General features: G+C 63.7%; 24 protein-coding genes. 9 read left to right on the top strand and 15 right to left on the bottom strand.

The genetic code is table 11. The annotated features are described in order from the left end of the window. Positions 1-58: 58 nt before the first annotated feature. Genes NM203_RS03465 through NM203_RS03455 form a run of 3 tightly spaced genes read right to left on the bottom strand, consistent with a single transcriptional unit; the run spans position 59 to position 2,792 of the window. Entirely contained in the window at positions 59-2,044 is a 1,986-nt protein-coding gene (locus NM203_RS03465; protein WP_255058210.1) for a S8 family peptidase, read from the bottom strand. Next, the gene (locus NM203_RS03460) at positions 2,023-2,472 is read right to left on the bottom strand and encodes a hypothetical protein (protein ID WP_255058209.1); all 450 of its coding nucleotides are present in this window, start codon (positions 2,470-2,472) and stop codon (positions 2,023-2,025) included. Before NM203_RS03460 ends, NM203_RS03465 begins: the two co-directional genes overlap by 22 nt. Continuing rightward, the gene (locus NM203_RS03455) at positions 2,469-2,792 is read right to left on the bottom strand and encodes a helix-turn-helix domain-containing protein (protein WP_255058208.1); all 324 of its coding nucleotides are present in this window, start codon (positions 2,790-2,792) and stop codon (positions 2,469-2,471) included. The genes NM203_RS03460 and NM203_RS03455 overlap by 4 nt, the downstream gene beginning before the upstream one ends. A gap of 71 nt (positions 2,793-2,863) precedes the next feature. Between NM203_RS03455 and NM203_RS03450 the strand changes: the two genes are divergently transcribed. Continuing rightward, positions 2,864-3,838 (top strand): AAA family ATPase, encoded by a 975-nt coding sequence (locus tag NM203_RS03450; RefSeq protein ID WP_255058207.1) that lies wholly within the window; start codon positions 2,864-2,866, stop codon positions 3,836-3,838. Between the two features lie 514 nt (positions 3,839-4,352). Here the strand turns inward: NM203_RS03450 and NM203_RS03445 are convergent. Further along, positions 4,353-4,970: a TetR/AcrR family transcriptional regulator gene (locus NM203_RS03445; RefSeq protein ID WP_255058205.1), complete on the bottom strand. Its 618-nt coding sequence runs from the start codon at positions 4,968-4,970 to the stop codon at positions 4,353-4,355. 154 nt (positions 4,971-5,124) lie between these two features. Here NM203_RS03445 and NM203_RS03440 point away from each other — a divergent pair, with 154 nt between their 5' ends. From NM203_RS03440 to NM203_RS03430, 3 genes are all read left to right on the top strand, one after another. Beyond that, positions 5,125-5,718 (top strand): TetR/AcrR family transcriptional regulator, encoded by a 594-nt coding sequence (locus NM203_RS03440; RefSeq protein ID WP_255058204.1) that lies wholly within the window; start codon positions 5,125-5,127, stop codon positions 5,716-5,718. A gap of 98 nt (positions 5,719-5,816) precedes the next feature. Beyond that, positions 5,817-6,251 (top strand): DUF6188 family protein, encoded by a 435-nt coding sequence (locus tag NM203_RS03435; RefSeq protein ID WP_255058203.1) that lies wholly within the window; start codon positions 5,817-5,819, stop codon positions 6,249-6,251. A 29-nt stretch (positions 6,252-6,280) separates the two neighbouring features. Then, positions 6,281-9,307: an MMPL/RND family transporter gene (locus tag NM203_RS03430; RefSeq protein WP_255058316.1), complete on the top strand. Its 3,027-nt coding sequence runs from the start codon at positions 6,281-6,283 to the stop codon at positions 9,305-9,307. 21 nt (positions 9,308-9,328) lie between these two features. Here NM203_RS03430 and NM203_RS03425 read toward each other — a convergent pair whose 3' ends face one another. From NM203_RS03425 to NM203_RS03375, 11 genes are all read right to left on the bottom strand, one after another. Continuing rightward, complete coding sequence (locus NM203_RS03425; RefSeq protein WP_255058202.1) at positions 9,329-10,219, bottom strand: alpha/beta fold hydrolase; 891 nt, start codon at positions 10,217-10,219, stop codon at positions 9,329-9,331. 58 nt (positions 10,220-10,277) lie between these two features. Beyond that, a complete protein-coding gene (locus NM203_RS03420; protein ID WP_255058315.1) occupies positions 10,278-10,718 on the bottom strand; it encodes a PaaI family thioesterase in 441 nt (146 codons plus the stop codon). 15 nt (positions 10,719-10,733) lie between these two features. Next, positions 10,734-11,258: a PaaI family thioesterase gene (locus NM203_RS03415; protein ID WP_255058200.1), complete on the bottom strand. Its 525-nt coding sequence runs from the start codon at positions 11,256-11,258 to the stop codon at positions 10,734-10,736. Beyond that, positions 11,255-12,373, bottom strand: a complete 1,119-nt coding sequence (locus NM203_RS33460; protein ID WP_408633287.1) for a hypothetical protein — start codon at positions 12,371-12,373, stop codon at positions 11,255-11,257. Before NM203_RS33460 ends, NM203_RS03415 begins: the two co-directional genes overlap by 4 nt. A gap of 752 nt (positions 12,374-13,125) precedes the next feature. Continuing rightward, a complete protein-coding gene (locus tag NM203_RS03405) occupies positions 13,126-14,217 on the bottom strand; it encodes a BtrH N-terminal domain-containing protein (protein WP_255058314.1) in 1,092 nt (363 codons plus the stop codon). Positions 14,218-14,626: 409 nt separating this feature from the next. Continuing rightward, positions 14,627-15,733 carry an NDMA-dependent alcohol dehydrogenase gene (locus NM203_RS03400; RefSeq protein ID WP_255058199.1) on the bottom strand — a complete coding sequence of 369 codons (1,107 nt, stop codon included), beginning with the start codon at positions 15,731-15,733 and terminating at the stop codon, positions 14,627-14,629. A 43-nt stretch (positions 15,734-15,776) separates the two neighbouring features. Further along, a complete protein-coding gene (locus tag NM203_RS03395; RefSeq protein WP_255058198.1) occupies positions 15,777-17,405 on the bottom strand; it encodes a long-chain fatty acid--CoA ligase in 1,629 nt (542 codons plus the stop codon). A 36-nt stretch (positions 17,406-17,441) separates the two neighbouring features. Then, the gene (locus NM203_RS03390; RefSeq protein ID WP_255058313.1) at positions 17,442-17,852 is read right to left on the bottom strand and encodes an SCP2 sterol-binding domain-containing protein; all 411 of its coding nucleotides are present in this window, start codon (positions 17,850-17,852) and stop codon (positions 17,442-17,444) included. 696 nt (positions 17,853-18,548) lie between these two features. Next, positions 18,549-19,757, bottom strand: a complete 1,209-nt coding sequence (locus NM203_RS03385; RefSeq protein WP_255058197.1) for an NAD(P)/FAD-dependent oxidoreductase — start codon at positions 19,755-19,757, stop codon at positions 18,549-18,551. Next, positions 19,754-21,145, bottom strand: a complete 1,392-nt coding sequence (locus NM203_RS03380) for a cytochrome P450 (protein ID WP_255058196.1) — start codon at positions 21,143-21,145, stop codon at positions 19,754-19,756. The genes NM203_RS03385 and NM203_RS03380 overlap by 4 nt, the downstream gene beginning before the upstream one ends. A 21-nt stretch (positions 21,146-21,166) precedes the next feature. Next, the gene (locus NM203_RS03375) at positions 21,167-21,487 is read right to left on the bottom strand and encodes a 2Fe-2S iron-sulfur cluster-binding protein (RefSeq protein ID WP_255058195.1); all 321 of its coding nucleotides are present in this window, start codon (positions 21,485-21,487) and stop codon (positions 21,167-21,169) included. 124 nt (positions 21,488-21,611) lie between these two features. Between NM203_RS03375 and NM203_RS03370 the strand changes: the two genes are divergently transcribed. The 5 genes from NM203_RS03370 (at position 21,612) to mftD (ending at position 25,584) form a co-directional block, all read left to right on the top strand. After that, the gene (locus tag NM203_RS03370) at positions 21,612-22,625 is read left to right on the top strand and encodes a helix-turn-helix domain-containing protein (protein WP_255058194.1); all 1,014 of its coding nucleotides are present in this window, start codon (positions 21,612-21,614) and stop codon (positions 22,623-22,625) included. Positions 22,626-22,806: 181 nt separating this feature from the next. Beyond that, positions 22,807-22,896 carry a mycofactocin precursor MftA gene (gene mftA / locus NM203_RS03365; protein ID WP_255058193.1) on the top strand — a complete coding sequence of 30 codons (90 nt, stop codon included), beginning with the start codon at positions 22,807-22,809 and terminating at the stop codon, positions 22,894-22,896. A 2-nt stretch (positions 22,897-22,898) separates the two neighbouring features. After that, entirely contained in the window at positions 22,899-23,183 is a 285-nt protein-coding gene (gene mftB / locus NM203_RS03360) for a mycofactocin biosynthesis chaperone MftB (RefSeq protein ID WP_408633286.1), read from the top strand. After that, a complete protein-coding gene (gene mftC, locus NM203_RS03355) occupies positions 23,180-24,394 on the top strand; it encodes a mycofactocin radical SAM maturase (RefSeq protein ID WP_255058191.1) in 1,215 nt (404 codons plus the stop codon). The genes mftB and mftC overlap by 4 nt, the downstream gene beginning before the upstream one ends. Before the next feature lie 2 nt (positions 24,395-24,396). After that, a complete protein-coding gene (mftD, locus tag NM203_RS03350; RefSeq protein WP_255058190.1) occupies positions 24,397-25,584 on the top strand; it encodes a pre-mycofactocin synthase MftD in 1,188 nt (395 codons plus the stop codon). Positions 25,585-25,633 lie beyond the last annotated feature (49 nt).

Below are 25,633 nucleotides of genomic sequence, written 5' to 3'. Positions count from 1 at the left end.
CGTTCGAGGACTGCCGCGCTCTCAGTTTCAACCGAGCAGCCGGCAGACGACGGAACGGCTATTCATCGAGTTCCACTGGAACCGTGGCGGGGACGAGGGCTTCGGCGAGAATGCCGTGTAGGTCGATGTCGACGTCGCCGAGGTCGACACTCACAACAACTGAGTACGGAAGAACCTTTTCCCAACCCTTTTGCGAATCTTCCCACCACCCGAGTACCGGATACACGGCGAGCAATCGCGTGCCTGCAATATTCGCGGCGGGCACTGTCGCGTAATCGTGTTGCAACGTCCCGCGGGATCTGTCGTCCGGAGGTATCTCCCAGGCATAGGAACCACTCCCTGGGGGCACGCCCTGGTCAAGGACGACGCGATTGATACGGGCGCGGAAGCTGTCGGCGGTCTCAGTCGGACCCTGCAGATCCCAGCGGAGGCGACCGCCAACATAGGACCGGCGGGTTAGGTTGTCTGTCGGCTCGGCGAAGTACGACAACGTAACCGTGAGCTCAACATTGGATTCACCGATGGCGTCCAACTCATCATCAGGAAAAGGCAACTCGATGAAGTCGGCACGTCGATCGGCCTTCTTCTCGTCATGCCTACTGGGAATGAGGCTTCCCTCGTAGATCATGATCGGCCGATTCGAGTCGCTGGACATTGCCCGTTCCGGACGCGGGACACCGTAGCCGAAGGCGCGCAAGAGATCTCGCCTGTCTGAGAGCTGCGCTAGGGCGGATTGGGGCCAGCGGGCCGTGTGCACCAGGAGCGCTCGCCACGTCGCAGGTGTCAGATTCTGGTGCTGTGAAGCGATGCGGGCGAGCGCGTTCGACGCCGCGGCCGCCGCCGGACTGGTTTTGCAGGTGCGGCGGAGAAGTGAGACCGAGATGCCCGCAGTCGACTGCAGCGTGAGAATGCTGAGTCCCTGCGCTTCGGGATTCTCGAGCCCGCCCCCAGGCGCTGTGTTCCCCGCTTCCATCACGATGTCGGGCTTGATCGGACTGTTCGCAGCAGCCGCTGTCCGGCTGTGGGGACTCAGTTGTCCGCGGACCGCCAAGGGTGCCGGATATCCATAGCCCTCATCCTCAACGGTGAGGGTGTCGAGACTTGTGTATCCACCGACAGTGACGACATTCCAAGCCTGCGCGGGTTGTTGGAGAAACGGGGGTCCAAGATTGATGGACGGGTAATCGTCTCGGTCGGTGATGGTTTCGGCATTCCCGCCCGCGACGACTAGCAGCCGTCCGTCCCCGTGATTCCAGCCGAGAACGTCGGCTGCGACCGACCACGCGGTGCGGTCATTTCTGCCGACGGTGGTGTTGTCTGCACCAATGCTCAGGTTGTGAACCACGGGTCGGTCGCCGGCGAGCGTCTCGGCGACCTCCACTGACTCCGTGGTGCGATCCGCCCACAGCACACCTCGCTCGGGGTCACCTCCTGGCTCCGCGGCGGACTCGAGCAGCCGCACACCCACTAGCCACGCGTCTGGATAGAGCTCACCTTCGGCTACACCATCTGCGAGCGTCGAGTATGCGGCGACACCAGCCATTGCGGTTCCATGGCCATCGACGTCCGCTGCACCGGTTGTTCCGGGTACGACGCTGTCGGCACCGAGGAGTGCTGGCGTTACGTATGGATGCGCTCCATCGATGCCGCTGTCGTGGATCGCCACGGCGACAGCATTCTGAGGCGGGGGATACACGTCGGCGACCTCACCGCTTGCGTCTTGCGCCTCGGCCATCACGATCGGGAACACAGTCGGAGCTATGTGTACCTCGGCTGCATCCGGGAGCAGCACTGGAAGCGCCTTCAGCGACTCACCGCTCGCAAGCACCACGTGGACGTCGCGTTCAGGACCGCGGAAAACTGGGAGCGGACCGGCGGGCTCCGTCGTCAACGCCGCGAAGGCGGCGACTGTAGCGTCGATCGCCTCATGTTCCGCCGTGCTCAGGCCCGTACCGCCGCGTGTCCAGATCTCCACCCAGAGGCGTTCCTCGTCCGTGATGTCGTTCGAGATTTCACCAAGGCTCAAGTCGGCGATCGTTGCCATCGAGATCTCATTAATGCGGGCAATGAGATTGCTGTATCTGGGATTTCCCCCTTCGTATCCTCATTGGCGTAGGCAGTCGCCTTCGCGCGCAAGCCCGCGAGATCATCCTCAACTCGAAAAACAACTCGCCCTTGATCGCTGACCAGCAGCTCGCCGCCAGGACTGTCTGTGATGATCTGGCGCGACACGTTCGGGTCATCGAGGTTCGGGCCCAGTGCCGTGACGATCGCTCCCGACTCGTCACTCGGGTACTCAGCCTTCGCGGCCGATATCTGCTGGGAAACGCGGTCTATCTGCTCGAGAACGTGAGATGCGTGTTGGTTGCGGTTCCGTTCCGGCGCGTCGGGCGTGCGCCCTTGGCGGCGGCTCTGAAACGGCTCCATCTCAGCTTGCCTCAGCGGAAGAAGCGCGAGTCCGTTGACGATCACGGTGCCGATTCTGTCTCTGCCGTGAAGTCAGTCGAGCGTGACACGCCAGCCGATGATGCAGAGTCCTTCGCGCGCCGGTGGAGTAGATCCAACGAAATCCCCAGCACGCCGGCAAGCGCGGCTACGACCGTGAAGCCGGGATCCGTGACGGCTGACTGTTCGATCTTGGCGATCGTGTGCACGGATACTCCGCTCAACTCCGCCAATCGAGGCCGAGTCAGGCCCGCCTCCTGCCGCGCGACGCCGAGCGTGCGGACGAGCGCGCGAGCCAACTCCTCGCGAGACCTCGTTGCGCGTGCCGGTCGGCCGCGTTGCTGCATAACTGCTCATTCTAGAAGTAAAATAATACTTTGTCGGCCGAGGCCGTAGTCTACCCATGAGGAGGTGAGCCGTGACGAACGCCGAGTACCTGACCGAGCTGGTCAGGGCGCACTACACGGGCGACGATCGACGTTTCTCGAACCTCCTTAACCAGGTAATTGCCGCCGAATCGCGGGCCGGCCATTCTCGACTGGCGGAGCGGCTCCGTGAGTTGCGAATCGAGGGAACACGGACCGACTCGCCCGCACGTGCTACACCGTTGGCGAGAGCACCTCGGAACCTCGAGCAAATACTGGCCGTTGGCTACAGCGACACCAAACTCTCTGACCTGGTGCTCTCCCCCGCGACTCGAAAGAGTCTCGACCGCTACGTGGTTGAACAGCGGCGCGCGCAGGTGTTGGCGGACCACGGCCTCCGGCCTCGACGGCGTCTCCTTCTTCACGGCCCGCCGGGATGCGGAAAGACCATGACGGCCCAGGCACTGGCTGGGGAACTCAAGCTGCCCTTGATCCGCGTCAGACTCGAGGTGGTGTTCAGCAAGTACCTCGGGGAGACCGCAGGCACGCTCACCGAGGTGTTCGCAGAAGCCACCCGTGTCCGAGGGGTCTATCTGTTCGACGAATTCGACGCGCTCGGACGCACGCGGCTCGATGACAGCGATGTTGGCGAGATAAAGCGCGTCGTCACGACATTCCTGCAGCTATTGGATGCCGATGTCAGCGACAGCCTGCTCATCGCGGCGACCAACACAGGGCATGCTCTTGATACCGCATTGTTCCGCCGTTTCGATGATGTCCTGGAATTGCCCGAGCCAACGGACGAGCAGCGTCGCGAACTCCTCAATCGATTGATGCGCCCTTGGCGCCTGAAGACGACCAGTGCCGTGCTCAAAGAAGCTGACGATCTATCGTTCGCCGACATTAGGGCCGCCGTTGAAGACGCATATAAGGACGCGATCCTGAGCGATTCGGACCGGCCGACTCGCGAAGGCATTGCCGCCAGGCTCGCGGAGCGAGGAGCTCGCGCACCGAAGCCCACGCCCTGAGCGACGACCTTCGTGCCGGGCCGGCCATCGCGATCATGTTCGGCTCTCGAACCGAGAGCACCACGCCGATAACGCCCGATTCCGTCAGTTGCGTGCGCGCGGCTTTGTCACTGGCCTTGCCGTGCCTCGGCGGTCCCCGTGCCATAGCGCACTGTCAGACAAGGACTCTCGCCGAACGAGTGGCCGCCCATCGCAATGAGTCACAGTGGAGTGTCAGAGTGGTCGAGGGGGCGCCCTAAGGGTTCGTCGACCCAGATGCGGTGGTTCGCGGTGTGGGCCGCCCGTGCGCGGTAGGTGCGGTTGATGCGATGCAGGTGCCGACATTCTCAACGGTCGCGAGGTCGGCATCGCGGCCGATCGACGCCGGGCATCGTCCAGATCGTCTCGCACTCAGCCGGACGCCGACACCCAAAGGTGCTCCCGCACAGATGGATTGGTTTCCGATCTGCATTGCGTGCAATGAGATTCCGCCGAGCCGAGGCTGCCTCGAATGCGACGGCGGACGCTAACCGATCTACGAGCGCGGGTGCCGATGGGCCTTGAGGAAGTCATCGACGATGTCCTCGCAGTGGTGACGGCTCATCGCGTGAAGTCCTGTCATGCGTGCGAATGCGAGCGGCCCGACGAGTTGGCACATTGCGAGTTCGATGTCGAAGTCATCGAGTTCGTCGTGCGCCTGGGGACTCTGCAGGATGGTGTCGAACGGCTGCCGGTACTGGTCAACCACCCTCGCACGCAGTGATTGCGTATGCCCGGCGTCGTCGTCGCCCGTAGACGCGGACCCCAGTGAGAGCCAGGCGAGGGTGGTCAGGTGAAGGGGTGCTTCGGCGAATAGGGCCGCCTGTCGTGTGAGTAAGTCGATCAGCTGCTCGCGCAGCGGAACCGAGCTGGGAGGCAGAGGGGTGACTTGGGGCAGCAGACGCTCGAACGTCGCGGCAAGAAGATGTGACGAACTGTTGAAGTGGCGGTAGAGGGTGGTTCGCGCGACCTTCGAAGCCTTGGTGACAGCGTCGATCGTGACCGCCTCGACCCCGCCCGTGGTGAGCAGATGTGCCGCGGCGTCGAGCAGGCGGGTTCGCGACCGCGCGCGACGCGGATCGGCGGCGTCGTCAGGAGGGACGTAGTCGTTCAACGCCGTTTACCTCGAGCGGATCGCCTGGGCTTTTCGGCTCGCATCGCGCTATGGTACCAACAGTAGCGTAGCGATACCGTCAGTCCCGTTGAGGTCGTTGAAGACCGTACGGTCCGCCGTTACCGACGAGCCCGCGTCGAAAGGTGGATCGCCTGTGGCGACAATCGGATCGATCAAAGCGGAGCGCTTCGCCGAGGTCGGCCGCAAGCGCGAGATCATTCTCGATTGCGCGGCGGAGATCGCATCGAGCGGTGGATACGACGCGGTGAAGATGCGGAACGTCGCCGATGCCGCCGGAATCGCGGTCGGCACCCTCTATCGCGTGTTCCCTTCGAAGTCCCACGTGCTGGTAGCGGTGCTGACGCGAGAGTTCGAACGCATTGGCAATGAACGGGATTGGGGCGATACGGCGGGATCGTCGCGGTTGCGAGTCACACGATTGAACACTCGCCTCTTAGAGGAATGTCATACCAGACCGGCGCTGACCGAGGCGGTAACCCGTGCATTCGTATTCGCCGACGGCAGCGCGAGCGCCGAGGTGGACCGCGCAGAGGCCGTCATAGAGCAGTTGATCGGGCGAGCGATCGCCGGCGGGGAACCGAACCCGAGCCACCACCGGCTCGCCGGCATCGTCAGCAACATCTGGCTGGCCAGCCTGATTGCGTGGGTTCGGCATGGCGTCTCCGCCGGAGATGTCTCCATACGACTCGAGCGCAGCATCGCGTTGATCTTCGGTGGCGAGGAGTAGTCGCCAACCCTCCCAAACGATTCGAGAGAAACGCTACTGTCGGTAGCGCAGAGATACTGCTAGTATCGTTTTGCCCGGATCAGCGGAGAGGGGTTGTCATGATCACCCAGTGGATCGAAGCGTGCGGGGTTCAGCGCGTCAGCCTGGACGGCGGTCTAGTGCTCAACCTGGAGGACTACAACGAGTTGGTCATCACGCGGCCGCTGCGACTGTCGCTGCCCGCGCTGGGCACGCATCCGGCGGAGGACGTGATCGTCGACCCTATGGACGTGCCGGGTCATCAACGCCCGTTACTGAACTTCGCCGGCAGCGTCTGCACTCACGCCAGCTGTGACGACGACGGCACCCTGCGGATCGAATTCTCAAACGGCTACCGCTTCACGGTGGCCGCCGACGAGCACTTCACGGCATGGGAGCTGTACGGCAAGCGCCACGGCTACATGGCGTGCCTGCCGCGCGGCCGGGTCCGGGTCGTGCGTCACGATCTACCCGAGGAGGACCTGGTCTCCGACCGCCCCGCGGTGCAACGTTGAGCGACGGCGGAGACCCGAACACGCAGGACGTGGCCGCCGCTCGGGTACGCGAGCGCTCGGTGTCGGCCGCGAGAACATCCGGTGAGTACAGCGAGCGACTCGGCGCCCTGGCTCGATTCACGGTGCGGCACAAGGTGCTGGTCATCGGCGCGTGGGTCGGCCTGGCGGTGGTGCTCGCGCTGCTGTTCCCCCAGCTGGAGACCGTGGTTCAGCGGCAGTCGGTTCAGCTGATCCCACGTGACGTGGGGTCCTTTCAGACGCTCGACCGGATGAGCGAGGCCTTCGGGGAACAGGGCTCCAAAACCATGTTGTTCGTGGCGATGGAGGACCCAGCCGGCTTGACGCCCGCAGCGCGGCAACGTTACGCCGACGTGGTGTCACGACTGCGTGCCGATCATGACCACGTACTTCTCGTACAGGATCTGTTGGCCGATGAGGCGACCGCGGCCCAGGCGCTCAGCCGGGACGGCAAGGCTTGGTATCTACCGGTCGGTGTTGAGGGAACCCTGGGTGATCCGGCAGCCGCCGAGTCGGTCTCCGCGGTCCGTTCGATCGTGGCCCGTGTGTTCGACGGATCTTCGACGACGGCGCGGGTGACCGGTCCACCGTCGACGTTCAGCGACCAGATCGCCGAGGCCGAACACGATCTGCTCTTCATCTCCGTTGCCACCGCAGGATTGATCGCACTGATCCTGCTCATCGTGTACCGCTCGGTGTTCACCGCCCTACTGCCGTTACTGGTGATCGGCATCAGCCTGGCCGTGGGGCGCGGTGTGCTCTCGGCACTGGGCGAGTTGGGTATGCCGGTATCGCAGTTCACAGTGGCATTCATGACGGCGATCCTGCTGGGGGCCGGCACCGACTACACCGTCTTCCTTATCAGCCGTTATCACGAACAGCGCCGCGCACGCGTTCATCCCGAGCAAGCCGTGGAACACGCGACCGCGAGTATCGGGCGTGTCATCCTGGCCTCGGCCGCCACGGTCGCGTTGGCTTTCGCCGCAATGGTATTCGCCCACCTGAGCGTGTTCGCAGGAATGGGGCCGGCCTGCGCCGTGGCCGTCATGGTCGGATTCCTGGCGACCGTCACACTACTTCCACCGGTTCTGTCGCTGGCTGCCGAACGCGGCATCGGCGAACCCAAGTCCGATCGCACCCGGCGCTACTGGAACTCGGTAGCGGTGGCGGTCGTGCGCAAGCCGGTACCGCTGCTACTCGCGAGCCTGGTCCTCCTGCTGGCACTGTCAGCTGTGGCGACAACGATGACGTTGAGCTACGACGACCGCAAGGGACAACCCTCGACCACAGCCAGTAACGAGGGATATCAGCTGTTGGACAGACACTTTCGCAAGGACATCGTCATCGCCGAATTCCTCGTCGTGGAGTCCCCCACCGACATGCGCACGGGCAAGGGGCTGGCGGATCTCGATGAGATGGCTTCGCGCGTGGCCCAGGTCCCGGGGGTGACGAAGGTGTCCGGAGTCACCCGCCCTACGGGGGAACGCCTGCAGCAAGCCCAATTAGCTTGGCAGAACGGACAAATCGCGGACAAGATGACCGGCGCCGTAGACCAAGGAGAGCACCGCAAGGGTGATCTGGCCAAACTCACCGACGGTGCAAACCAACTCGCCGGCGGCCTAGCCCAACTCGACACCACCCTGCGGGCCGCGCTGACCCCGCTGACCGCGATTCTCGATCAGGCACAGACCGCGGGCCACCAGATGGACCGACTGCGGCCGCTGCTGAACCAACTCTCGGCGACGGCGCCGGCGGTCGATCAAGCGCTGCATTCGGGTCCCGGCCTGCGCCCGCTCGCCACGCAGGCCGACGGCGCCATCGCCACCATCGGCCCCCTGACCGACGTCCTGAACACCTCACCGTGGTGTGCGACCACACCGCAGTGCGCACAGATCCGCGACCAAGTCCGAGTCCTCGTCACGCTGCGCGACGCAGGATTCTTCACTCAAGTCGCCGAGCTCGGTGACACCGTCGGCCAGAACGCTTCAGCTACCGACACGTTGGCCGACGTCCAAACCGCCGTCACCTCGCTGGACCGCGCATTCGGCACCCTCGGCAGCCCCGCTGATCTGGCCGGCAAGGTGCGCCGACTCCAAGACGGCGTCGGTCAGCTCGCCTCCGGCGCTCAAGCGCTGGCCACCGGTGTACAGACCCTGGCCGACAGCAACATCGCGATGCTCAGCGGGATGAGCCAGATCGCAACCCAACTTCAGAACTCGGCACGGGCCAGCGACGGCTCCGACTCCTCCAGCGGATTCTTCCTGCCTCCCAACGTCTTCGAGAACCGACAGTTCGCCGACGTCGCCGAACGGTTCCTCTCCCGCGACGGCAGGACCGCGCGGTTCCTCATCGAATCCAGCAACGATCCCTACAGTGCCGACGCCATCCGCCTGTCCCACCGGATCGTCGCCGTGGCCGAGGACGCCCGACCCAATACCTCACTGGCTCAAGCTCGCATCTCGGTCGCCGGATTCCCGGCGGTTAACTCCGACATTCAGCGACTTTTGACCGCCGACTTCACCCGGCTGGCCGCCGCCACCCTGGTCATCGTGGGCGTGATCCTGGTGCTGCTGCTGCGCGCACTGCTCGCCCCGCTCTACCTTCTCGGCACGGTGGTGCTGAACTACGCTGCTTCCCTGGGTCTCGGGGTACTGGTCTTCCAGTGGGGATTCGGCCACGAAATCGCCTGGCCGGTGCCGTTACTGGCGTTCATCATCCTGGTCGCTGTGGGTGCGGACTACAACATGCTCCTGGTCTCGCGTCTGAAGGAGGAGTCCTCCCGCAACATCCGCGTCGGGGTGCTTCGCACCGTGGCCAGCACCGGCTCCGTCATCACCTCGGCCGGCATCATCTTCGCCGTCAGCATGTTCGGATTGATGGTCGGCTCCATCGCCATCATGATCCAGGCCGGGTTCATCATCGGCTGCGGTCTTCTGCTCGACACCCTCGTCGTACGCACACTCACCGTTCCCGCGATCGCCGTCCTGCTCCGCGAGGCCAGCTGGTGGCCGCAACGCCCCACCGCCACAGCCTCATAGAACAGGCGCGGCGCTGAGGGCCTACCACGCGCAGCGGTCGAGGAACTCGGTGACAGCGGTGGCGAAGGTGTCGTTGTCGTCGCCGGCGATCATGTGACCGGCACCGGACACGTCGACCGTCTCGGCGTGCGGGACCACCTGTTTGAACTCCTCGACGGTGGCGTGGGAAACCACGTCGGACAACAGGCCGCGCACCAGAAGTGTTGGGGCGGTGACGCGTCGGGCACCGTCGATCAGCAAGTGGTTGATCGCGTCGAACTGCTCGGTGCCCGAAGTCGCGCCGTCGCCGAGGAACTCGAAGTTGGAGTGAACGAACGCCGGGTCCCACCGCCACACCCAGCGGCCGTCGGGACGCTGTCGCAGCACCTTGTGCAAGCCCTCGACATTGTCGGGGCGCACGCGATGGGGGTTATAGGCGGCGATCACCTCGGCGGCGTCGTCGAGCGTGCCGAATCCGTCGGGGTGTGCGGCCATGAACGACACGACGCGACGAGCGCCTTCGAATTCCAGCCGTGGCGTGACGTCGACCAACACGACCGCCGCCCACGATGCCCCGGAACTCAGTAGATGTGCGCCCAAAGCGGTCATCCCTCCCAGCGAGGCACCCACGACGGCGGGCGGGGTATCCCCACTGAAGTGGTCGCGAACGGCGAGCAGGTCGGTCGCGAGTCGCTCCATGTCGTACCGGCCGGCCGGGTCCCAATCGCTGTCGCCGTGACCCCGCGTGTCGTAGGCGACCACGGAGTACCCACGCGATTGCAGTCGATGCGCTGTCGTGCTCCACGCGTGCCGGTTCTGACCGCCACCGTGCGCGAGCAGCACAACCGGACGGCTGGCATCGCAGCCGTAATAGTCGGCGGCCAGGGTGATCCCGTCCACGGTTCGGACCCGTTGCAGCGCAACGGGTGTCATGGTGCACGGGTGGGGTTGTGGGGCTGCGCCCGCCGCGCACGACAGGCCATGCCGGTGCTCACTGTCCGCCGCCGGCGGCGCCCACGATGGTGACGGTGCCCTGCGCCGCGCAAACGGCCTTGTCGCCGTTAGAGATGTCGATGCGCGCCACCCCGCTGCGCTTTCCGAGCGACACGATGTCGGCCACGGCGGTGCACACCCCGTCGGACACGGGGCGCAACAGGTTCAGCTTGAATTCGGTTGTGGCGACCCATGATCCCGCCGGGATAACGGGGTAGAAGACGACACCGAGGCAGTGGTCGACCATCGCGGACAGGCATCCGCCGTGCAGGTTGCCGAACGGTGTCAGCAGATCGTCGCGGGTCGCCATCTCCGCTACCAGACGACCGGCGGTGAGTTCGATGTGTCGAAAGTCCAGGAAGGTCGACAGTCCACCAGCCGTGTCGGCCGATTGGCGTAGCTGATCGGCGATGTCGGAGTCGAAGTGCGCGAATGTCACGGTTGGCATGTCCTGTCAGTCCTCACGCTTGTTGTCGTCAGTCGACGATCCCTGTCGAACGAATCGCTCGAGCATCTCGCCGAATGCGCCGAGGTCACCGTGCGCGGCGAAGTGTTCGGCGTCCACCGCGACGAACGTCGCCGTGGCGGTGAAGCGAACAATGCCGTCCTGTCCGGTCCCGGTCGCGCTGACGTGCAGCGTCCGGCCCTCGCGGTTGTCGACGCGCGCGACGATTCGGTGGGGCTGGTACAGCGGCACCGGTCGGAGGTAGCCAACGGACAGATCGCGGGTGACGGCAGGGGTGCCGGCGATCCACAAAGTGAAGCCGAACAGGTCGTCACAGGCCGCCGCGATGGCCCCGCCGTGCGCGAGACCCGGTGCTCCTGCGTGCTTGTCGTCGAAAACCAGATCGGTGTAGACCTCGCGCCCGGACCGGAACACGGTCATCTGCAGGCCGTTGGGATTGTCGGGGCCGCACCCCATGCACGTCGGCGTGTGCGGCGGCAACCGCTCCGGTTCAAGGCTCACCGCCCCGCTCATCGGGCGCTCGATTCTGTCGATGGGTCAAGCTGCCGCCCGTCGCCGGTGACGTTCGGGCGGCGTCGTGTAGTCGCGGGCGGGCGGCCGGGTGCCCAGACCCCGAGGACGAGTGCACTGATGGCCGTGATCGCCGAAAGCGCCAGAGCGGCCTGACTGTTGCCGTGCACGAAAGCTGCTCGAGCGATGTCGGCGACCTGCTGCGCGGAGGGACCGGCCTGCTGGGCGACCTGAAGCGCTGCGGCCAGAGAATCCGAGATCGGTTCGCGCGCTGCCGACGCAACCGTGGGAAGCACGGGTTCAATGCGATTGGTGTATCCAGCAGCCAGAACACTGCCGGCGATGGCCACACCGACGGCGGCGCCGATCTCGCGGCTGGCGTCGTTGACCGCAGCGGCCACGCCGTGTTTCTCCACCGGCGTCGCCGCGACGATGGCGGTTGTCGCGGGCGCGGTGATCAGCCCCAGTCCCGCGCCCATGGCCAGCAGCGGCCCGAGGAAATCGGGGTAAGTGGCCTCCACTCCGAGGCGACTGACCAGGTAGAGGCCAACAGCGATGAGCAGCAGGTGCACTATCGCGTGCTCGTGCCGAAGCTCGACGAGCACGAAGACCGTCGTTCCGATGCCGCCGACCGCGACGAACGCCAGGCCCCACAAGTCAGTCCAGCATCGTACGGGTGCCTCGGTAACGGCGATGAGTGCGATGTCTGCCGCAAACCACAGCAACCCGGCGCGGTCCCCCGGCGAATGAGTCTCCTGACACTGCCTGGTAAGCGTGCGCGCGAGAAGCGGCGCGCAGAATCCGAGGACCTCGCCGTCGGGCCCCACACCGTCGACCGTGGCGTTGGCCAACGCCGACATCAGGTTCTCGCGTGGGGTCTTGCGGCGGTCGGCGAGGAACTCGGTGAAGTAGGCGTATATCGACGCCACGGCCGCGAGCGCATCAGTGGTTTGCCCGTGGGTCACGTCGACCTGCACCAGCTCGCTCGACCACATACGAAACCGGTCACGATCGGCTGTGGACACGCCCGGCAGATCGCGCAACAACGGGTAGGTCGGATAGGGGTCGTCGAGGATCTCGGCGTCAAACGGGTCGTAGCGGACACGTACGGTGGCCATGACGACTCCCTTCCCCGTCACGGTCAACAACGGATTTAGACTCAGAGTCTAAACCTGTCGAATGGGATAGGGCAATGCACACGATTCCACGTCGAGTTACTGACGGCCTCCCGCGGCTGTCGACCTGTACGCCGAGATACGAACTCAATATTGTGAGTTCGGGGATGTCGCCGCAGCAGCGGGCTGCACCACCGCCACTCTGCACTAACACCTAGCCGACGCCATGTTTCCACCGCGCCGTCAACCGCATCACAGAACACCTCTCTCGCCCGCCTCTTCCGCCTGAACTCGAACACTTTCGTCGGTAGTACACCGCCATTGCCTGGGGGCTACGTGCGCAGGCGGCACACGCGCGATACGCACACCACAAACGCGACAAGAGGTTTGGAGCACCAGGCGTCGTAGTTACGCCCAGCCGGTCCGCCCCTGTCGCGGAGCCGCAGGGTCACCACCCATAGCTGAAGGTCCAGCTGACGGACTCAATCTCACTGCTGCGAGCACGTTCGTCTAGCAACGACATCGCGATTCACCAGCCGGAGATCGGGACGCGGCTTCTCGTTTGTCGGTTCCGGTTGAATCCTGAGCAGCCCTGGGTCATACCGCGCTCGTGTCGCACCGCAGTGAAGATGAACCTCGCTATGCGCAGGATCACGCGCGACGCCGACTGCACTCTCTTTCAAGCGCCGAATGTCGTCGTGCTGCCATTCGACAAACCGGTGGTTCCAAGAAGGTGGATCCGATCTCGTTATCACTCATCGACGGCCTCCATCTACGGACTCGACGATAGCGCCGAGCGATCGACTGGCCTTCTCAAGCGCTTCGACGAGGCGCATCTCGGCCTCCGGGATCACCGCGGCGACGTCGGCCGCAGCCAGACAGCGTCGGTGTGGCGATGTATCCGCGTTCGTGGCCGCGGTGGCCAAAGCAGACCACGCCTCGGATGACCTGACCGCCGCCGCCGCCGCATCGGCAGCAGCGTCGTTGCGAAGGAGTTCGGCGATAGTCTGACAGCCTTGTGCCTGTAGCGCGCGAAACAGCCCTCCTCCGGTACCAGCTTTTTCGATGAATGCTCCGAGTCCGAACAAGGCCGCAGGCAGTGCATCGTCGTCGAACAGCGCCGGCCACTGACGCAGGTCGTCTGCGAAGCGCTGCACGCCCTTCAGCCCCGAGCACTCGAACTCAGCCGTCGCGACGTACGGGGCCGGCTCAGCCATCACGCCCCGGCGCATGAGCGCGGCACTTGCCGCCAGCGCCGAGCCCGCAATCGGCGGGAGATCGGGCAGTCGGTCGGGCCAATCGATGTGATACGTCGTGTGCCGGGTCGGCGTGGGGAACCCGATCGACGAGCGTGCTCGTCGCAGATTGTCGTACGGCACCAGTTGCGTGGTGTCGCGGTCGTTGTCTATGACGTACGCCATCTGTTTCTCATCGTCGTATCCAACGATCACGATGTCATGGCGGCTCATGTGCAACCGGACGCGCAGATAGGGGAGTTCGCCAATGTCCGCCCAGACCATTACCGGTCGGCCCCTGTCGACCTCATCGGTCACGAGAGCCCATCCCGCGTCTGGGTCATCGGTCGACTGAACTACGAACCGTGCGCCGATCCGGGCCAAGTAGTCGTCCTCCATATCAGTACCCCGCCCCACCAGGTAGGCCCGTGGAGACAACTGCGACGAGCGGACATACGAGAAGCTCAGGGCGCCCCCAAGGGCGAAGACCAAGCCTTCACTGAGTTGTTGCGCCCCCCAGCCGAGTTCGGCCCATTCGGTGAGGTCGCGGAGTGCGCCCGAACCGCAATGCCCTCCCTTCCTATGGCGGAACGGAATCTGCACTGTGGTCATCGTGGGCTCCTCGTGGTGGCAGTGTGTCGAGCTGACGGGTCGCAGGTCGATCCGGCCGGCCAGGTCACTGATCGTCGGATCGAAAGCACGAAAGCTGTTGAAGCAGAAGACGAGATCGCCAAGGTTCGTCAAAAGCACGCCGAGCCCACCGAACCGAGTTCTCTGCACCGACCATCAGCACGAGATCGGCGGGAGACCAGATCGAGCGTAGAACCGACCCCCGCGATGATCACCGGGATTCGATTGGCGGCCATCCGTCCCACCCAGCACGACGATGGACCGCCGACCGCATCGAAAGCCGACCGCTCCGATTCAAAACAGCATCGGGCCACAATGGCTACACTGCAGACCAACGCGTGGTGACGCGTTGCCGCTGCGTCGCGTGGGGTTCGCTTGTGTTCGTGCTGGCTCAGTACCGGATGAGTCCCCGAATGTTGCGGCCCGATCGCATATCGTCGTAACCCTCGTTGATCTGATCTAGGGTGTACTCCCGCGTGATGAGTTCATCGAGCTTGAGGGATCCAGAGTTGTAGAGTTCGACCAACCGCGGGACGTCGTGGGCGGCATTAGACGAACCATAGAGCGCACCGCGGATCTGCTTCTCATACAGCGTCAGTTCCAGCAGCGAGCCCGACATCGAGGTTTCCTCGGGATGGCCGATCGCGGTCACGACCACCCGGCCACGCTTGCCCACTAACGACAGCGCCTCGGCAATATAGGATGCCTCGGCGATGTCAGTGGTCAACACGCACACGTCGGCGAGCTTGCCACGGGTGAGGTCACTGACCAAAGCCCAGGCCTCGTCAATGGTGGCGACCGCATGCGTAGCGCCGAAGCTGCCGGCCTTATCACGCTTGAACTCAACCGGGTCGACCGCAACGATGGTCAACGCGCCAGCGATACGGGCGCCTTGAATTGCATTCATTCCGATACCACCGGCTCCGACCACGACGACGGTGTCCCCGGCCCGCACCTCACCGGTGCGCACCGCAGAGCCGTAGCCCGTAGTCACACCGCAACCGATCAACGCCGCCTTATCCAACGGCGTGCCCTGATCGATCTTGACCACCGATGCCTTCGGCACCACGGAGTACTCGGAGAACGTTCCCAACAGGCACATCTGACCGATGTCCTCGCCACGGGCATGGAATCGGTAGGTCCCGTCTATCTGCGGTCCCATCATCAACGCTGCGCCCAAGTCGCACAGATTTCCCATCCCCCGCGCGCAATAGGAACACTGCCCACAGGACGGCAGGAACGTAAGAATGACCGAATCCCCCTCAGCGAGGTCATCGACACCAGCACCCAGTTCGACGATCGTCCCCGCCCCTTCGTGACCACCCACGACCGGCAGCGGAAATGGCAGGTCACCGGTCACAAGGTGCTCATCGGAATGGCACAACCCACTCGCGGTCAACCGGACCAACACCTCATCGGGGCCGGGAGGATCCAACTCGACCTCCTCGACCTCCCACTTCTCACCCAAACCCCACAGCACCGCAGCGCGTGTCTTCATGTACGTCTCCTCCACGTCGATGTCATAGTCATGGTCTGCCGATTCACGTCAGCATCTGGACGGCGAGATCACCGTCGCCGTGCTGGCGTCGCAGTCTCTTCTTGTCGAATTTGCCCGTGGAGGTCAGCGGGATATCGGCGACGAACGCCCACCGTTCCGGCAACCACCACTTAGCCACCCGCGGTCGCAGGAATTCCGACAACTCCGCTGCGGTCACGGTGCAATCGGCATGCAGGACCACCACCGCCAACGGCCGTTCCTGCCACTTGTCGTCGGGCACCCCGATCACCGAGGCGAGGCGTACCGCATCGTGAGCGGCCAACTCGTTCTCCAACTCCACTGAGGAAATCCACTCCCCACCGGACTTGATCACATCCTTGGAGCGATCGGTCAAGGTAATGAAACCTTCGGCGCTGATCGCCCCGACGTCCCCGGTAAGCAACCACCCGTCCGGCGACACCGCCGGGCCGTCGTGCTCGTAATAAGACCCCGTGATCCACGGCCCCCGAATCTGAATCTCCCCCACCGAATTCCCATCCCAGGGCTGTTCGACACCGGCATCATCGACGATGCGGGTCTGCACGCCCGCCACCACCCTGCCCTGAGTTCCCCGCAGATGAAGCGCCCTCTCCGGGGAATCCGAACTCCGCGGCAGAGCGACCGCGGCCAGCGGGGAGGTCTCCGTCATCCCCCACGCCTGTACGATCCGGACACCCAACTCGTCGTAGGCAGTCATCAACGATCGCGGCACCGCTGAACCACCACATGCCACCATCTTCAAGGAACTGATGTCGTGACCAGGATTGTCACGCAGATAATGCAGAACGTCGGTCCAAATCGTCGGTACCGCCCCAGCCATCGTCGGCCGTGCGGCCTCGATCATCTCCACCAGCGGCGCAGCCTGTAGAAAACGGTCCGGCAAGAGAAGCTCCGCACCTGCCATCATCGCCGCGTAGGGCAACCCCCACGCATTGGCATGGAACATCGGCACGATCGCCAACACCGTGTCGTCATGGCCGATGCCCAACGCATTCGCCGTGCACGCCGCCTGAGAGTGCAACCATGTCGAACGATGGCTGTAGACAACGCCTTTCGGGTGTCCAGTGGTACCGCTGGTGTAGCACATGGCCGCAGCCGACGTCTCCTCGACGCTCGGCCACTCGAACGTGCTCGACTGGCCCGCCACCACCTCGTCGTACCGAAGAACGTCCTTGCCGCACCCCTCGACCGCAGCAAGGTCCCCCGACCCAGTCACCAACACCGTGCGCACAGACGTCATCGACGGCAATGCCGCCGCCAACAACGGAAGCACCGTGTCATCGGCGACGATCACCCGATCAACCGCATGGTTGGCGATCCACGTCAGTTGCTCAGGCGGCAATCTCAAATTCAACGTGTGCAATACCGCGCCCATGGACGGCACCGCCGCATAGCAATCCAGATGCTCCTGATTGCTCCACTGCAACGTCGCGACTCGCTCGTCGCCTCGAACACCGATCTCTCGCAACGCATTCGCCAATCGCGCCGCCCGTTCCCCCGCCTCGCGATATGACACGCGAGAGATCTGACCGGGCCCTCGCGCGGTCAGCACCTCACGATCACCGTGAATCGCCGCAGCGTGAGACACGATCCCAGCGACCGTCAATGCGACGTCCTGCATTGTGCTCTTCATCGCACCCCCATCCGAGGACCGATGCTCAGGCGACGGTCACGCATCGATGAGGTCCTGCCGATCCTGAGTCTGCAGCATCGACCGGTACTCGGGAAATAGATTCTTCGCCTGGGGAATCAATTTGATCAACTTCGGCACCGGCCCCTTCGCCCGCACCGTCCCCTTCGCCATCGCCAACGTCAGGTTCACCTTCCCCAACCAGAATTTGTTCCCGGTGTCGGCCGACATGAACAGCTCCACGTTGGGCACGGCAGCGCTATCGGCCCCCGTCTCCACCACTCGGTTGGGCATGTCCACCGTGACCACCGCATCCGGGTCGGTGTAATGCACCCGCAACACCACGCCAGAACCCGCCAGCTTGTCGCCCAACCCCTCCTTCTCTAAGCCCAGCCGAAAGATCCCACCCATGAAGGCGTAAACCTCGTTGTCGTCCTTGAAAACCGCCATCATCGACCTCCACCTCGTAGTAGCCACCAAGAAATTCCAAACGGCTGATCAGGCTCTGGTTGTGACGTTCACCATAGCAGTGTGTGAATGGGCAGTCACTTTCCATTTTCTCGATGCTCGCCTCTGCAACCGAGGGCTCGACACCATTAGCCGTGGCCAGTGCGACTCGGGTCGTCGCCGAACCCCAGGACGCGTGGGAATAGCAAGCAACGGGTGATCGCTCGGCGACCCATTCCGGGCGATGCCAACACCGAAGGGGTCTTCGCCATCCTCGTCGTCGACGAACCAAACCTTGCGCCGTTCGCTCACTGCGGCCGAGACATGGCGAATGATTACGCTCACCAGGAACGCCGTTCCACGATCGCTCCCGTGTACGGCCCGCCTGGCCACCGCTGACGCAGAAGCGGCATCATCACTGCCGCCCGAGGACGCTGTCCCGATGGCTGAGACGGGAAGGCGCAGGCTGGCAACAGAAGGCGCAAATGCACCGCCTCCCACCTCGAGGTGCCGCTTCACGAGTCCGGTTTCCCGAGCGGCGACGACTCTTGATTCCAACACTGGCCCACCATTCGATTGCAAAAACGTTTTACAGCCAACAAGATCCATTCCTGCTCGACCTGCTCGACCTGCTCGCCCGCGTTGCCGCCTTGGCAGCGAACGTGATATTCCGCTACACCGGGCTGGCTGACGGCACCGTCATTCTTTTGCAGAGCCCGCAAGCAAGAGCTCGGCGCGGTCGACGGGGATCTGCTGCGTGATCGCGCGCTTGCTGAACACGAAGTCACGGGGGCGGTTGACACAGTCAGCGGCAACGAGCTCGCCGGCACGGAGATAGAAGCACGTGAAATCGCGATCCCTGGCCGGATCGCCGCTAAGCACGACTTCGTCGTATCCGGTGTTGAGGCCTGCGATCTGCAGTTTGAGGTCGTACTGATCCGACCAGAACCAGGGGAGAGCCGCAATCTTCTTCGACTTCCCGCACATGGTGGCGGCGCCGACCTTGGCCTGCTCGCCAGCACTCGCTACCGACTCCAGGCGAATACGACGGCCGTAACGGGCCATGTCGTGGCTCGCGCAGTCGCCTGCTGCAACGATGTCCGGGTCGGTGGTCCGAGTCTGGTCGTCGATCACGACACCGTTGTCGACAGCGAGACCGGCGGCAGCAGCGAGTTCGACGTTCGGCTCCACGCCGATGCCGACGATGACGAGGTCCGCTTGAATCGTCTCCCCACCGGCGAGGATTACTTCGCGCACGCTGCCGTCGCCAGACAACCCCTCGACCAGCGCACCCGTCCGGATATCGACATTCTCCTCCCGGTGGATCCGGTCGAAGAACGCCGATACGTCCGGGGCGGTGACCCGTTCGAGAACCCGCTCCGCCGCCTCGAGCACGGTGACCTCCAGACCCAGGGCACGCAGTGAAGCCGCAGTCTCGAGACCGATGTAGCCGCCGCCGACGATTACGGCCCGGCGCCCAGGACTGGTGGCCTCTCGAATCAGCTCGACGTCTGCGGCGGTCCGCAAGTAGTACACCCCGTCCAGATCGGCCCCAGGGGTTGAGAGCCGGCGAGGCCGGGCGCCGGTACACAGCGCGAGCTTGTCGTAGCGAAGTGAATCACCAGTACTCAGTGCGACACGACCAGCCGTGCGGTCGATCGCTTCCACCGTCGCATCGACCAGTTCGATGCTCTGTTTCGCGTAGAAGTCGGCCTTGCGGATGGCGAGATCACCGGGTGCGCACTTGTCCGCCAAGTAAGCCTTCGACAGCGGAGGGCGTTGGTAGGGCAGGGCCGACTCGTTGCCGATGAGAACGATTTCGCCGGTCCACCCCTCCTGTCGCAGGCTCGCCACGAGTTGAGCCCCGGCATGGCTGGCCCCGACGATGACCGCCCGCTCCGGCGTCACGTGTCGGATTTCGGCGTGAGGCGGACCATCATTTTGCTGATGCCCCTCACGAAGTTGGACTGCACGTACTCGGGCTCACCGACGACCTGGATGTCATCGAAGCGCGTCAACAACTCCTCCCACAGAATCCGCAATTGCAACTCGGCCAAGCGGTTGCCCATGCATCGGTGCACACCGAAGCCGAAGGAGATGTGGTTGCGAGCGTTGGCCCGGTCGATGATCAGATCATCCGGCCGATCGAAGATGCGTTCGTCACGGTTGCCCGAGGCGTACCACATCACCAGCTTGTCGCCCTTGCGGATGAACTGCCCGTTCAACACGGTGTCGGCCTTGGCGATCCGACGCATGTATGCCAGCGGGGTTTGCCAGCGGATGACCTCCGAGACCATGTTGGGAATCAGGTCGGGATTCGCCTTCAACTTCTCGAACTGGTCGGGGAACTGGTTCAGAGCGAGAACGCCACCGCTCATCGAGTTCCGTGTCGTGTCGTTACCTCCGACGATCAGCAACACCAGGTTGCCGAGGAACTCCAACGGCCGGCGGCTGAGCAGATCCTTCGTGCTGTCGTTGCTCTGCAACATGGTGATCAAGTCGAAGCCGGGTTCCTCCCCGGCCGCCGTTCGAGCGGCCTTGTCGTGCCATAGCGCACTCAGGCCCTGCGCCATGTCGCGCATGCCCTCGAACACCTCGTCATTATCCGAGGGCCCGCCGTTGGCCTGCTCCATCGATGTTGCGAGATCTGACCAGTAGACGAGCTTTCGGCGCTGCTCGTAGGGGAAGTCCAACAGCGTCGCAAGCATCCGAGCGGTCAATTCGACCGAGACGGTGTGCACCCAGTCGAACGGCTGATTCACTGGCAGGCCATCCAGCACTTCTTGAACGCGCGAGCGGATCAGTCCCTCCATCTCTCGCAGGTTCTTCGGCGCGACCACCCCTTGGACGGCCGCCCGCTGCCTATCGTGTTCCGGCGGATCCATCGCGATGAACATCGCCAGATCCATGAAGCGAGGCGGCCTCCCGATGATGATGAACGGCTCCGCGGAGAACAGTTCGTGGTTCTTGTCGACCGCCACGATGTCGGCATGCCGGGTGACGGACCAGAATGGACCAAATGGGCTGGTGGGCTGGAAGTGAATCGGGGCTTCGTTGCGCAAACGCTCGAAATACGACTGCCAAAGTCCCTGGCGGTAGAGGAACGGATTGCTCATGTCGATGTCGAGCAGATCGACATCCTCCACCGGCGGGATGGGAGCCTCGGTGAAGATCTTCTTCCCGTTGGTCCGGGTCACCCAACGCCTCGCCTTGTCGTACAGGTGAGCGCCTTGAATTTGCCGGTCGATCGGGACGGTCGACTGAACCTTGTCGGTGATTGCTTTTGAGATACTCATCGGTTCACCTTCACTTTCTGATCACATCTGGAATTCAGGCGTCTGGACGATCAAGCCGTCCCACTCCTCGGAAACCGGCATCTGGCAGGACAACCGGGAGGTCGGCTGACGCTCGGGGTTCATCGCTAGCATTTCCTCTTCGGCTGGGCCGGATAGACCCACCTGCTCGGACCACTGCGGATCGACGACGACGTGGCAGGTGCCACACGCGGCCTCGCCGCCGCAGTCGCCATCGATGCCGGGTATTGCATTGTTGGTGGCGACCTGCATCAGTGACTGGCCCTCCTCGAGAGGTGCCTCGTGCTTGTCTCCGTCGTGGGAGACGAACGTGACGACTGCCATAGTTAACTCCTGATACGTTGTCCGCGAGTGTTCCACGTCACTACAACTGTGACCGGGAATGCGCGTCGGGGCTATGCTCGGTGGAGTCATAAGCTTGTGAATTTGGCTCAGGGAGGCCGCGGCATTGAGGGTCGATGATGTGGGCGTACCTCCACTGGCGTTCGTTCAACTGCTCGAGAGCAAGGCCCTAGACCTACCAGCCGTAGGGCGCCTCCGCCGCATCATGGCGCGTGAAGAGGTAGACGACTCGACGCTGGTTAAGCATGGCCTTCAGGCTCCGCTGCGGTGGTTTCAAGAGGTCTACCCCGGTCTCGACGTAAACCAGGCAACTCTGCTCGGATTCGCGTTCGCCGGCCAGGCGCAGTTGACGTCCTTCGGCCCGTTGAGCTTTCCACTGGTCAGCGCAGGATCGGTGGCCGAAATCATGAAACTGCTCGATTTTCTACCATTGATTACCACCGCCGTTAGTCCACACTTTCGCCAAAGTGACCGAGGCCTCACCGTTGGGCTCACCGGCCACACGAGCGATCCGGCTCTAGACGCCCTGGCCGTCACCTACTGCGGGTCGGTGTTGTTGCGGCTGCTGGACATGCTCGTCGACGACGCGCGAACCATCACGCTTCACATCGGTTGGCCAGCACCCGTCGTCATGGCCGAGCACGAGGACAACCTGTCGCTAGCCGGACGTCTATTGTTCGACGCTCCAATGTCCTACCTCCGTATTCCCGCGGAGACCCTCGGCGAGGTGTGCCGGTTCTCGGATCCCGTCGCCTACCGTCTCGCCATCGTCGACCTCACCCGGAGTCTCGACCAGCGCAGCGGGGGCACATCGTATTCCGCCAAGGTGAGACAGCTTCTGGAGAAGAATCCGAGGCAGCGCAGTAGCCAGTCGGTCGCCGACGAGCTCTCCGTGTCGACGAGCACGCTCAAGCGGCGCCTCGCCGAAGAGGGGACCACATTTCGCGAGTTGCGCGAGTCATGTCTGCGTGAGAGTGCCGTGTTGCTACTACTCACTCGATCGATGTCGGCGAGTCAAATAGCCACGGAGCTCGGATACGGTGATCCGACCAACTTTTCGCACGCCTTCAAACGATGGACCGGCCTCTCCCCCAGGGAGTTTCGACTAGCGCGGCGCTGAGCCATTCCAGCGACTCCCTAGGCAACCGGACGTGGTCGCCCGGTCGGACCGTCGAGTAGACGTGAGGCCCTCCGGGCATTTTTGAACTCAATTTCGAATCGCTCTTCCGTTTCACCACCCGCTGCCATAGTGTCGCTTTGACGACCACAGTGGAGACCTTCATCACACCAGGGAGTTTCAGATGGACGACGACGCGCAGCCCGAGACCGAGCTGGTTACCGAGACCCTTGTCGAGGCGGTGTCGATCGACGGGATGTGCGGGGTCTACTGACAGTGACGTCGCCCGCACAGGATCTCGTCGGAGCCTGGCGGCTACATCCGCAGGTCGCCGTTCGACCCGAACCGTTTGGAGCGCTGCTCTACCACTTCGGGACACGAAAGCTGTCGTTCCTCAAGAACCGCACCATCGTCGCAATCGTCCAATCTCTGGGTGAGTATCCCGACCTTCGGTCCGCCTGCCGGGCAGCTGCAATAGATGCCACTCAGGAAGCGCCGTACTTACACGCCCTTGGTGTGCTCATCGACTCCAATATTCTCGTCCCTGAAGGTGATGCATGACAACGGTCGCACCGGTTCCCCGTCTGATCGAGCAGTTCGAAAAGGGGCTCGACGCACCAATATGCCTTACTTGGGAGCTCACCTACGCGTGCAACCTGGCGTGCGTGCATTGTCTGTCAGCCTCCGGCAGGCGCGATCCTCGCGAGCTTTCCACTCAGCAGTGCAAGGACATCATCGACGAGCTCGAACGCATGCAAGTGTTCTACGTCAACATCGGCGGCGGCGAGCCGACGGTGCGTCCCGACTTCTGGGAGCTGGTCGACTACGCCACGGAACATCATGTGGGCGTGAAGTTCTCGACCAACGGCGTGCGGATCGACCGAAAGATCGCAGCCAAGCTCGCCGCCAGCGACTACGTCGACGTGCAGATTTCCTTGGACGGTGCGACCGCCGAGGTCAACGACGCCGTGCGCGGTAAGGGCTCGTTCGCGATGGCGATCAAGGCCTTGGACAACCTGGCTGCCGAGGGCTTCCAGGATGCCAAGATCTCCGTCGTCGTCACCCGTCACAACGTCGGTCAGCTCGACGACTTCAAGTTACTCGCCGACACGTACGGGGCGACGCTGCGCATCACCCGTCTGCGCCCGTCGGGTCGCGGCGCCGACGTGTGGGACGAGTTGCACCCCACCTCCGATCAGCAGGTGCAGCTCTACGATTGGCTGGTCGCTCATGGCGAGGGCGTTCTCACCGGCGATAGTTTCTTCCACCTGTCGGGCCTGGGTGCTCCTGGCGCGCTGGCCGGACTGAACCTGTGCGGCGCCGGGCGAGTGGTTTGTCTCATTGACCCCATCGGTGACGTCTACGCCTGCCCGTTTGCCATCCACGACCGATTCCTGGCTGGAAATGTGTTGTCCGACGGCGGGTTCGACGCGGTGTGGAAGTATGCGCCGCTGTTCCGCGAGCTGCGCGAGCCACAATCGGCTGGCGCTTGCGATGGCTGCGGTCACTTCGATGCCTGCCGAGGCGGTTGCATGGCCGCCAAGTTCTTCACCGGTCTGCCACTTGACGGACCCGACCCGGAGTGTGTCGTCGGCCACGGCGAGAGCGCACTGGCCGCAGTACGGCAAAAACCCCGCCCCTGTGGGGATCACTCGCGCAGCGCTCCCCGCAAGCAGGTAGCCCCGGTGGCACTGACTCTGTCGCTGCGTCCACCCACCGTACTCACCCCGGCAACAACGCCTATTCGCTACTGCAACGAAAGTCCTGTTTGATCGTGGCTCGCGACACGTGGTTCGAAACGGTCACCATCGCCCAGCAGAGGGCGAAGAAGCGGCTGCCGAAGTCCGTCTACTCCTCGCTGATCTCGGCGAGCGAGAAGGGTGTGACCGTCACCGACAACGTCGAGTCATTCAGTGAGCTCGGCTTCGCACCGCATGTCATCGGAGCGCTGGAGAAGCGCGATTTGGCGACGACGGTTATGGGGCAGGACATCGCGCTGCCGGTGCTCATATCGCCCACCGGCGTACAAGCCGTCCACCCCGACGGGGAGGTTGCGGTGGCCAGGGCGGCCGCCGCGCGCGGTACGGCGATGGGCCTGTCATCGTTCGCTAGCAAGCCGATCGAAGACGTCATCGCCGCCAACGACAAACTGTTCTTCCAGGTGTACTGGCTCGGTGGCCGCGACGCGATCGCCCAACGCGTGCAGCGCGCCAAGGATGCAGGGGCCGTGGGGCTGATCGTGACGACCGACTGGAGCTTCTCCCACGGTCGTGACTGGGGCAGCCCCAAGATCCCTGAACAGATGGATCTCAAGACCATGCTCAGGTTGGCTCCCGAGGTGCTGACGAAACCGCGCTGGCTCTGGAGCTTTGGCAAGACCGTCAGCCCGCCCAACCTGCGGGTTCCCAACCAGGGCCCCAAGGGTGAGCTCGGTCCACCATTCTTCGGCGTCTACGGCGAATGGATGGGCACTCCGCCTCCCACGTGGGAGGACATGGCATGGCTGCGCGAACTCTGGGGTGGGCCGTTCATGATGAAGGGCATCATCCGCGTCGATGACGCCAAACGTGCTGTAGACATTGGCGTTTCGGCAATCTCCGTGTCCAACCACGGCGGCAACAACCTGGACGGGACACCAGCGGCCGTCCGCGCGCTCCCCGCGATCGCCGACGCAGTCGGAAGCGACGTCGAGGTCTTGTTGGACGGCGGCATCCGCCGAGGCAGCGACGTCGTCAAGGCGATCGCACTTGGCGCCCGTGCTGTCATGATCGGCCGCGCTTACCTGTGGGGGCTGGCGGCCGAGGGACAGTCGGGCGTCGAGAACGTCCTCGACATCCTGCGCAGCGGAATCGACTCGGCGTTGATGGGCCTCGGCAAGGCGTCGACCCGTGATCTCGCGCCGGACGACATCTTGATTCCTGACGGCTTCACTCGAGCGTTGGGAGTGCCGCCAGTGTCATGACGCGGCACCTCAGTGCGTTCGATCGGTTGACCGGTTACGGACGGTTCAC

It is taken from the genome of Mycolicibacterium arenosum (genome assembly GCF_024320865.1).
Taxonomy (GTDB): Bacteria; Actinomycetota; Actinomycetes; order Mycobacteriales; family Mycobacteriaceae; genus Mycobacterium; species Mycobacterium arenosum.
This window is presented reverse-complemented; position numbering and strand designations above follow the sequence as displayed.

What these genes read in the sequence shown, in the direction of transcription:
- NM203_RS03465 (WP_255058210.1), bottom strand. Translation starts at nt 2,044, where the DNA reads ATGGCAACGATCGCCGACTTGAGCCTTGGTGAAATCTCGAACGACATC.
- NM203_RS03455 (WP_255058208.1), bottom strand. Translation starts at nt 2,792, where the DNA reads ATGCAGCAACGCGGCCGACCGGCACGCGCAACGAGGTCTCGCGAGGAG.
- NM203_RS03435 (WP_255058203.1), top strand. Translation starts at nt 5,817, where the DNA reads ATGATCACCCAGTGGATCGAAGCGTGCGGGGTTCAGCGCGTCAGCCTG.
- NM203_RS03425 (WP_255058202.1), bottom strand. Translation starts at nt 10,219, where the DNA reads ATGACACCCGTTGCGCTGCAACGGGTCCGAACCGTGGACGGGATCACC.
- NM203_RS03415 (WP_255058200.1), bottom strand. Translation starts at nt 11,258, where the DNA reads ATGAGCGGGGCGGTGAGCCTTGAACCGGAGCGGTTGCCGCCGCACACG.
- NM203_RS33460 (WP_408633287.1), bottom strand. Translation starts at nt 12,373, where the DNA reads ATGGCCACCGTACGTGTCCGCTACGACCCGTTTGACGCCGAGATCCTC.
- NM203_RS03405 (WP_255058314.1), bottom strand. Translation starts at nt 14,217, where the DNA reads ATGACCACAGTGCAGATTCCGTTCCGCCATAGGAAGGGAGGGCATTGC.
- NM203_RS03400 (WP_255058199.1), bottom strand. Translation starts at nt 15,733, where the DNA reads ATGAAGACACGCGCTGCGGTGCTGTGGGGTTTGGGTGAGAAGTGGGAG.
- NM203_RS03395 (WP_255058198.1), bottom strand. Translation starts at nt 17,405, where the DNA reads ATGAAGAGCACAATGCAGGACGTCGCATTGACGGTCGCTGGGATCGTG.
- NM203_RS03390 (WP_255058313.1), bottom strand. Translation starts at nt 17,852, where the DNA reads ATGGCGGTTTTCAAGGACGACAACGAGGTTTACGCCTTCATGGGTGGG.
- NM203_RS03380 (WP_255058196.1), bottom strand. Translation starts at nt 21,145, where the DNA reads ATGAGTATCTCAAAAGCAATCACCGACAAGGTTCAGTCGACCGTCCCG.
- NM203_RS03375 (WP_255058195.1), bottom strand. Translation starts at nt 21,487, where the DNA reads ATGGCAGTCGTCACGTTCGTCTCCCACGACGGAGACAAGCACGAGGCA.
- mftA (WP_255058193.1), top strand. Translation starts at nt 22,807, where the DNA reads ATGGACGACGACGCGCAGCCCGAGACCGAGCTGGTTACCGAGACCCTT.
- mftC (WP_255058191.1), top strand. Translation starts at nt 23,180, where the DNA reads ATGACAACGGTCGCACCGGTTCCCCGTCTGATCGAGCAGTTCGAAAAG.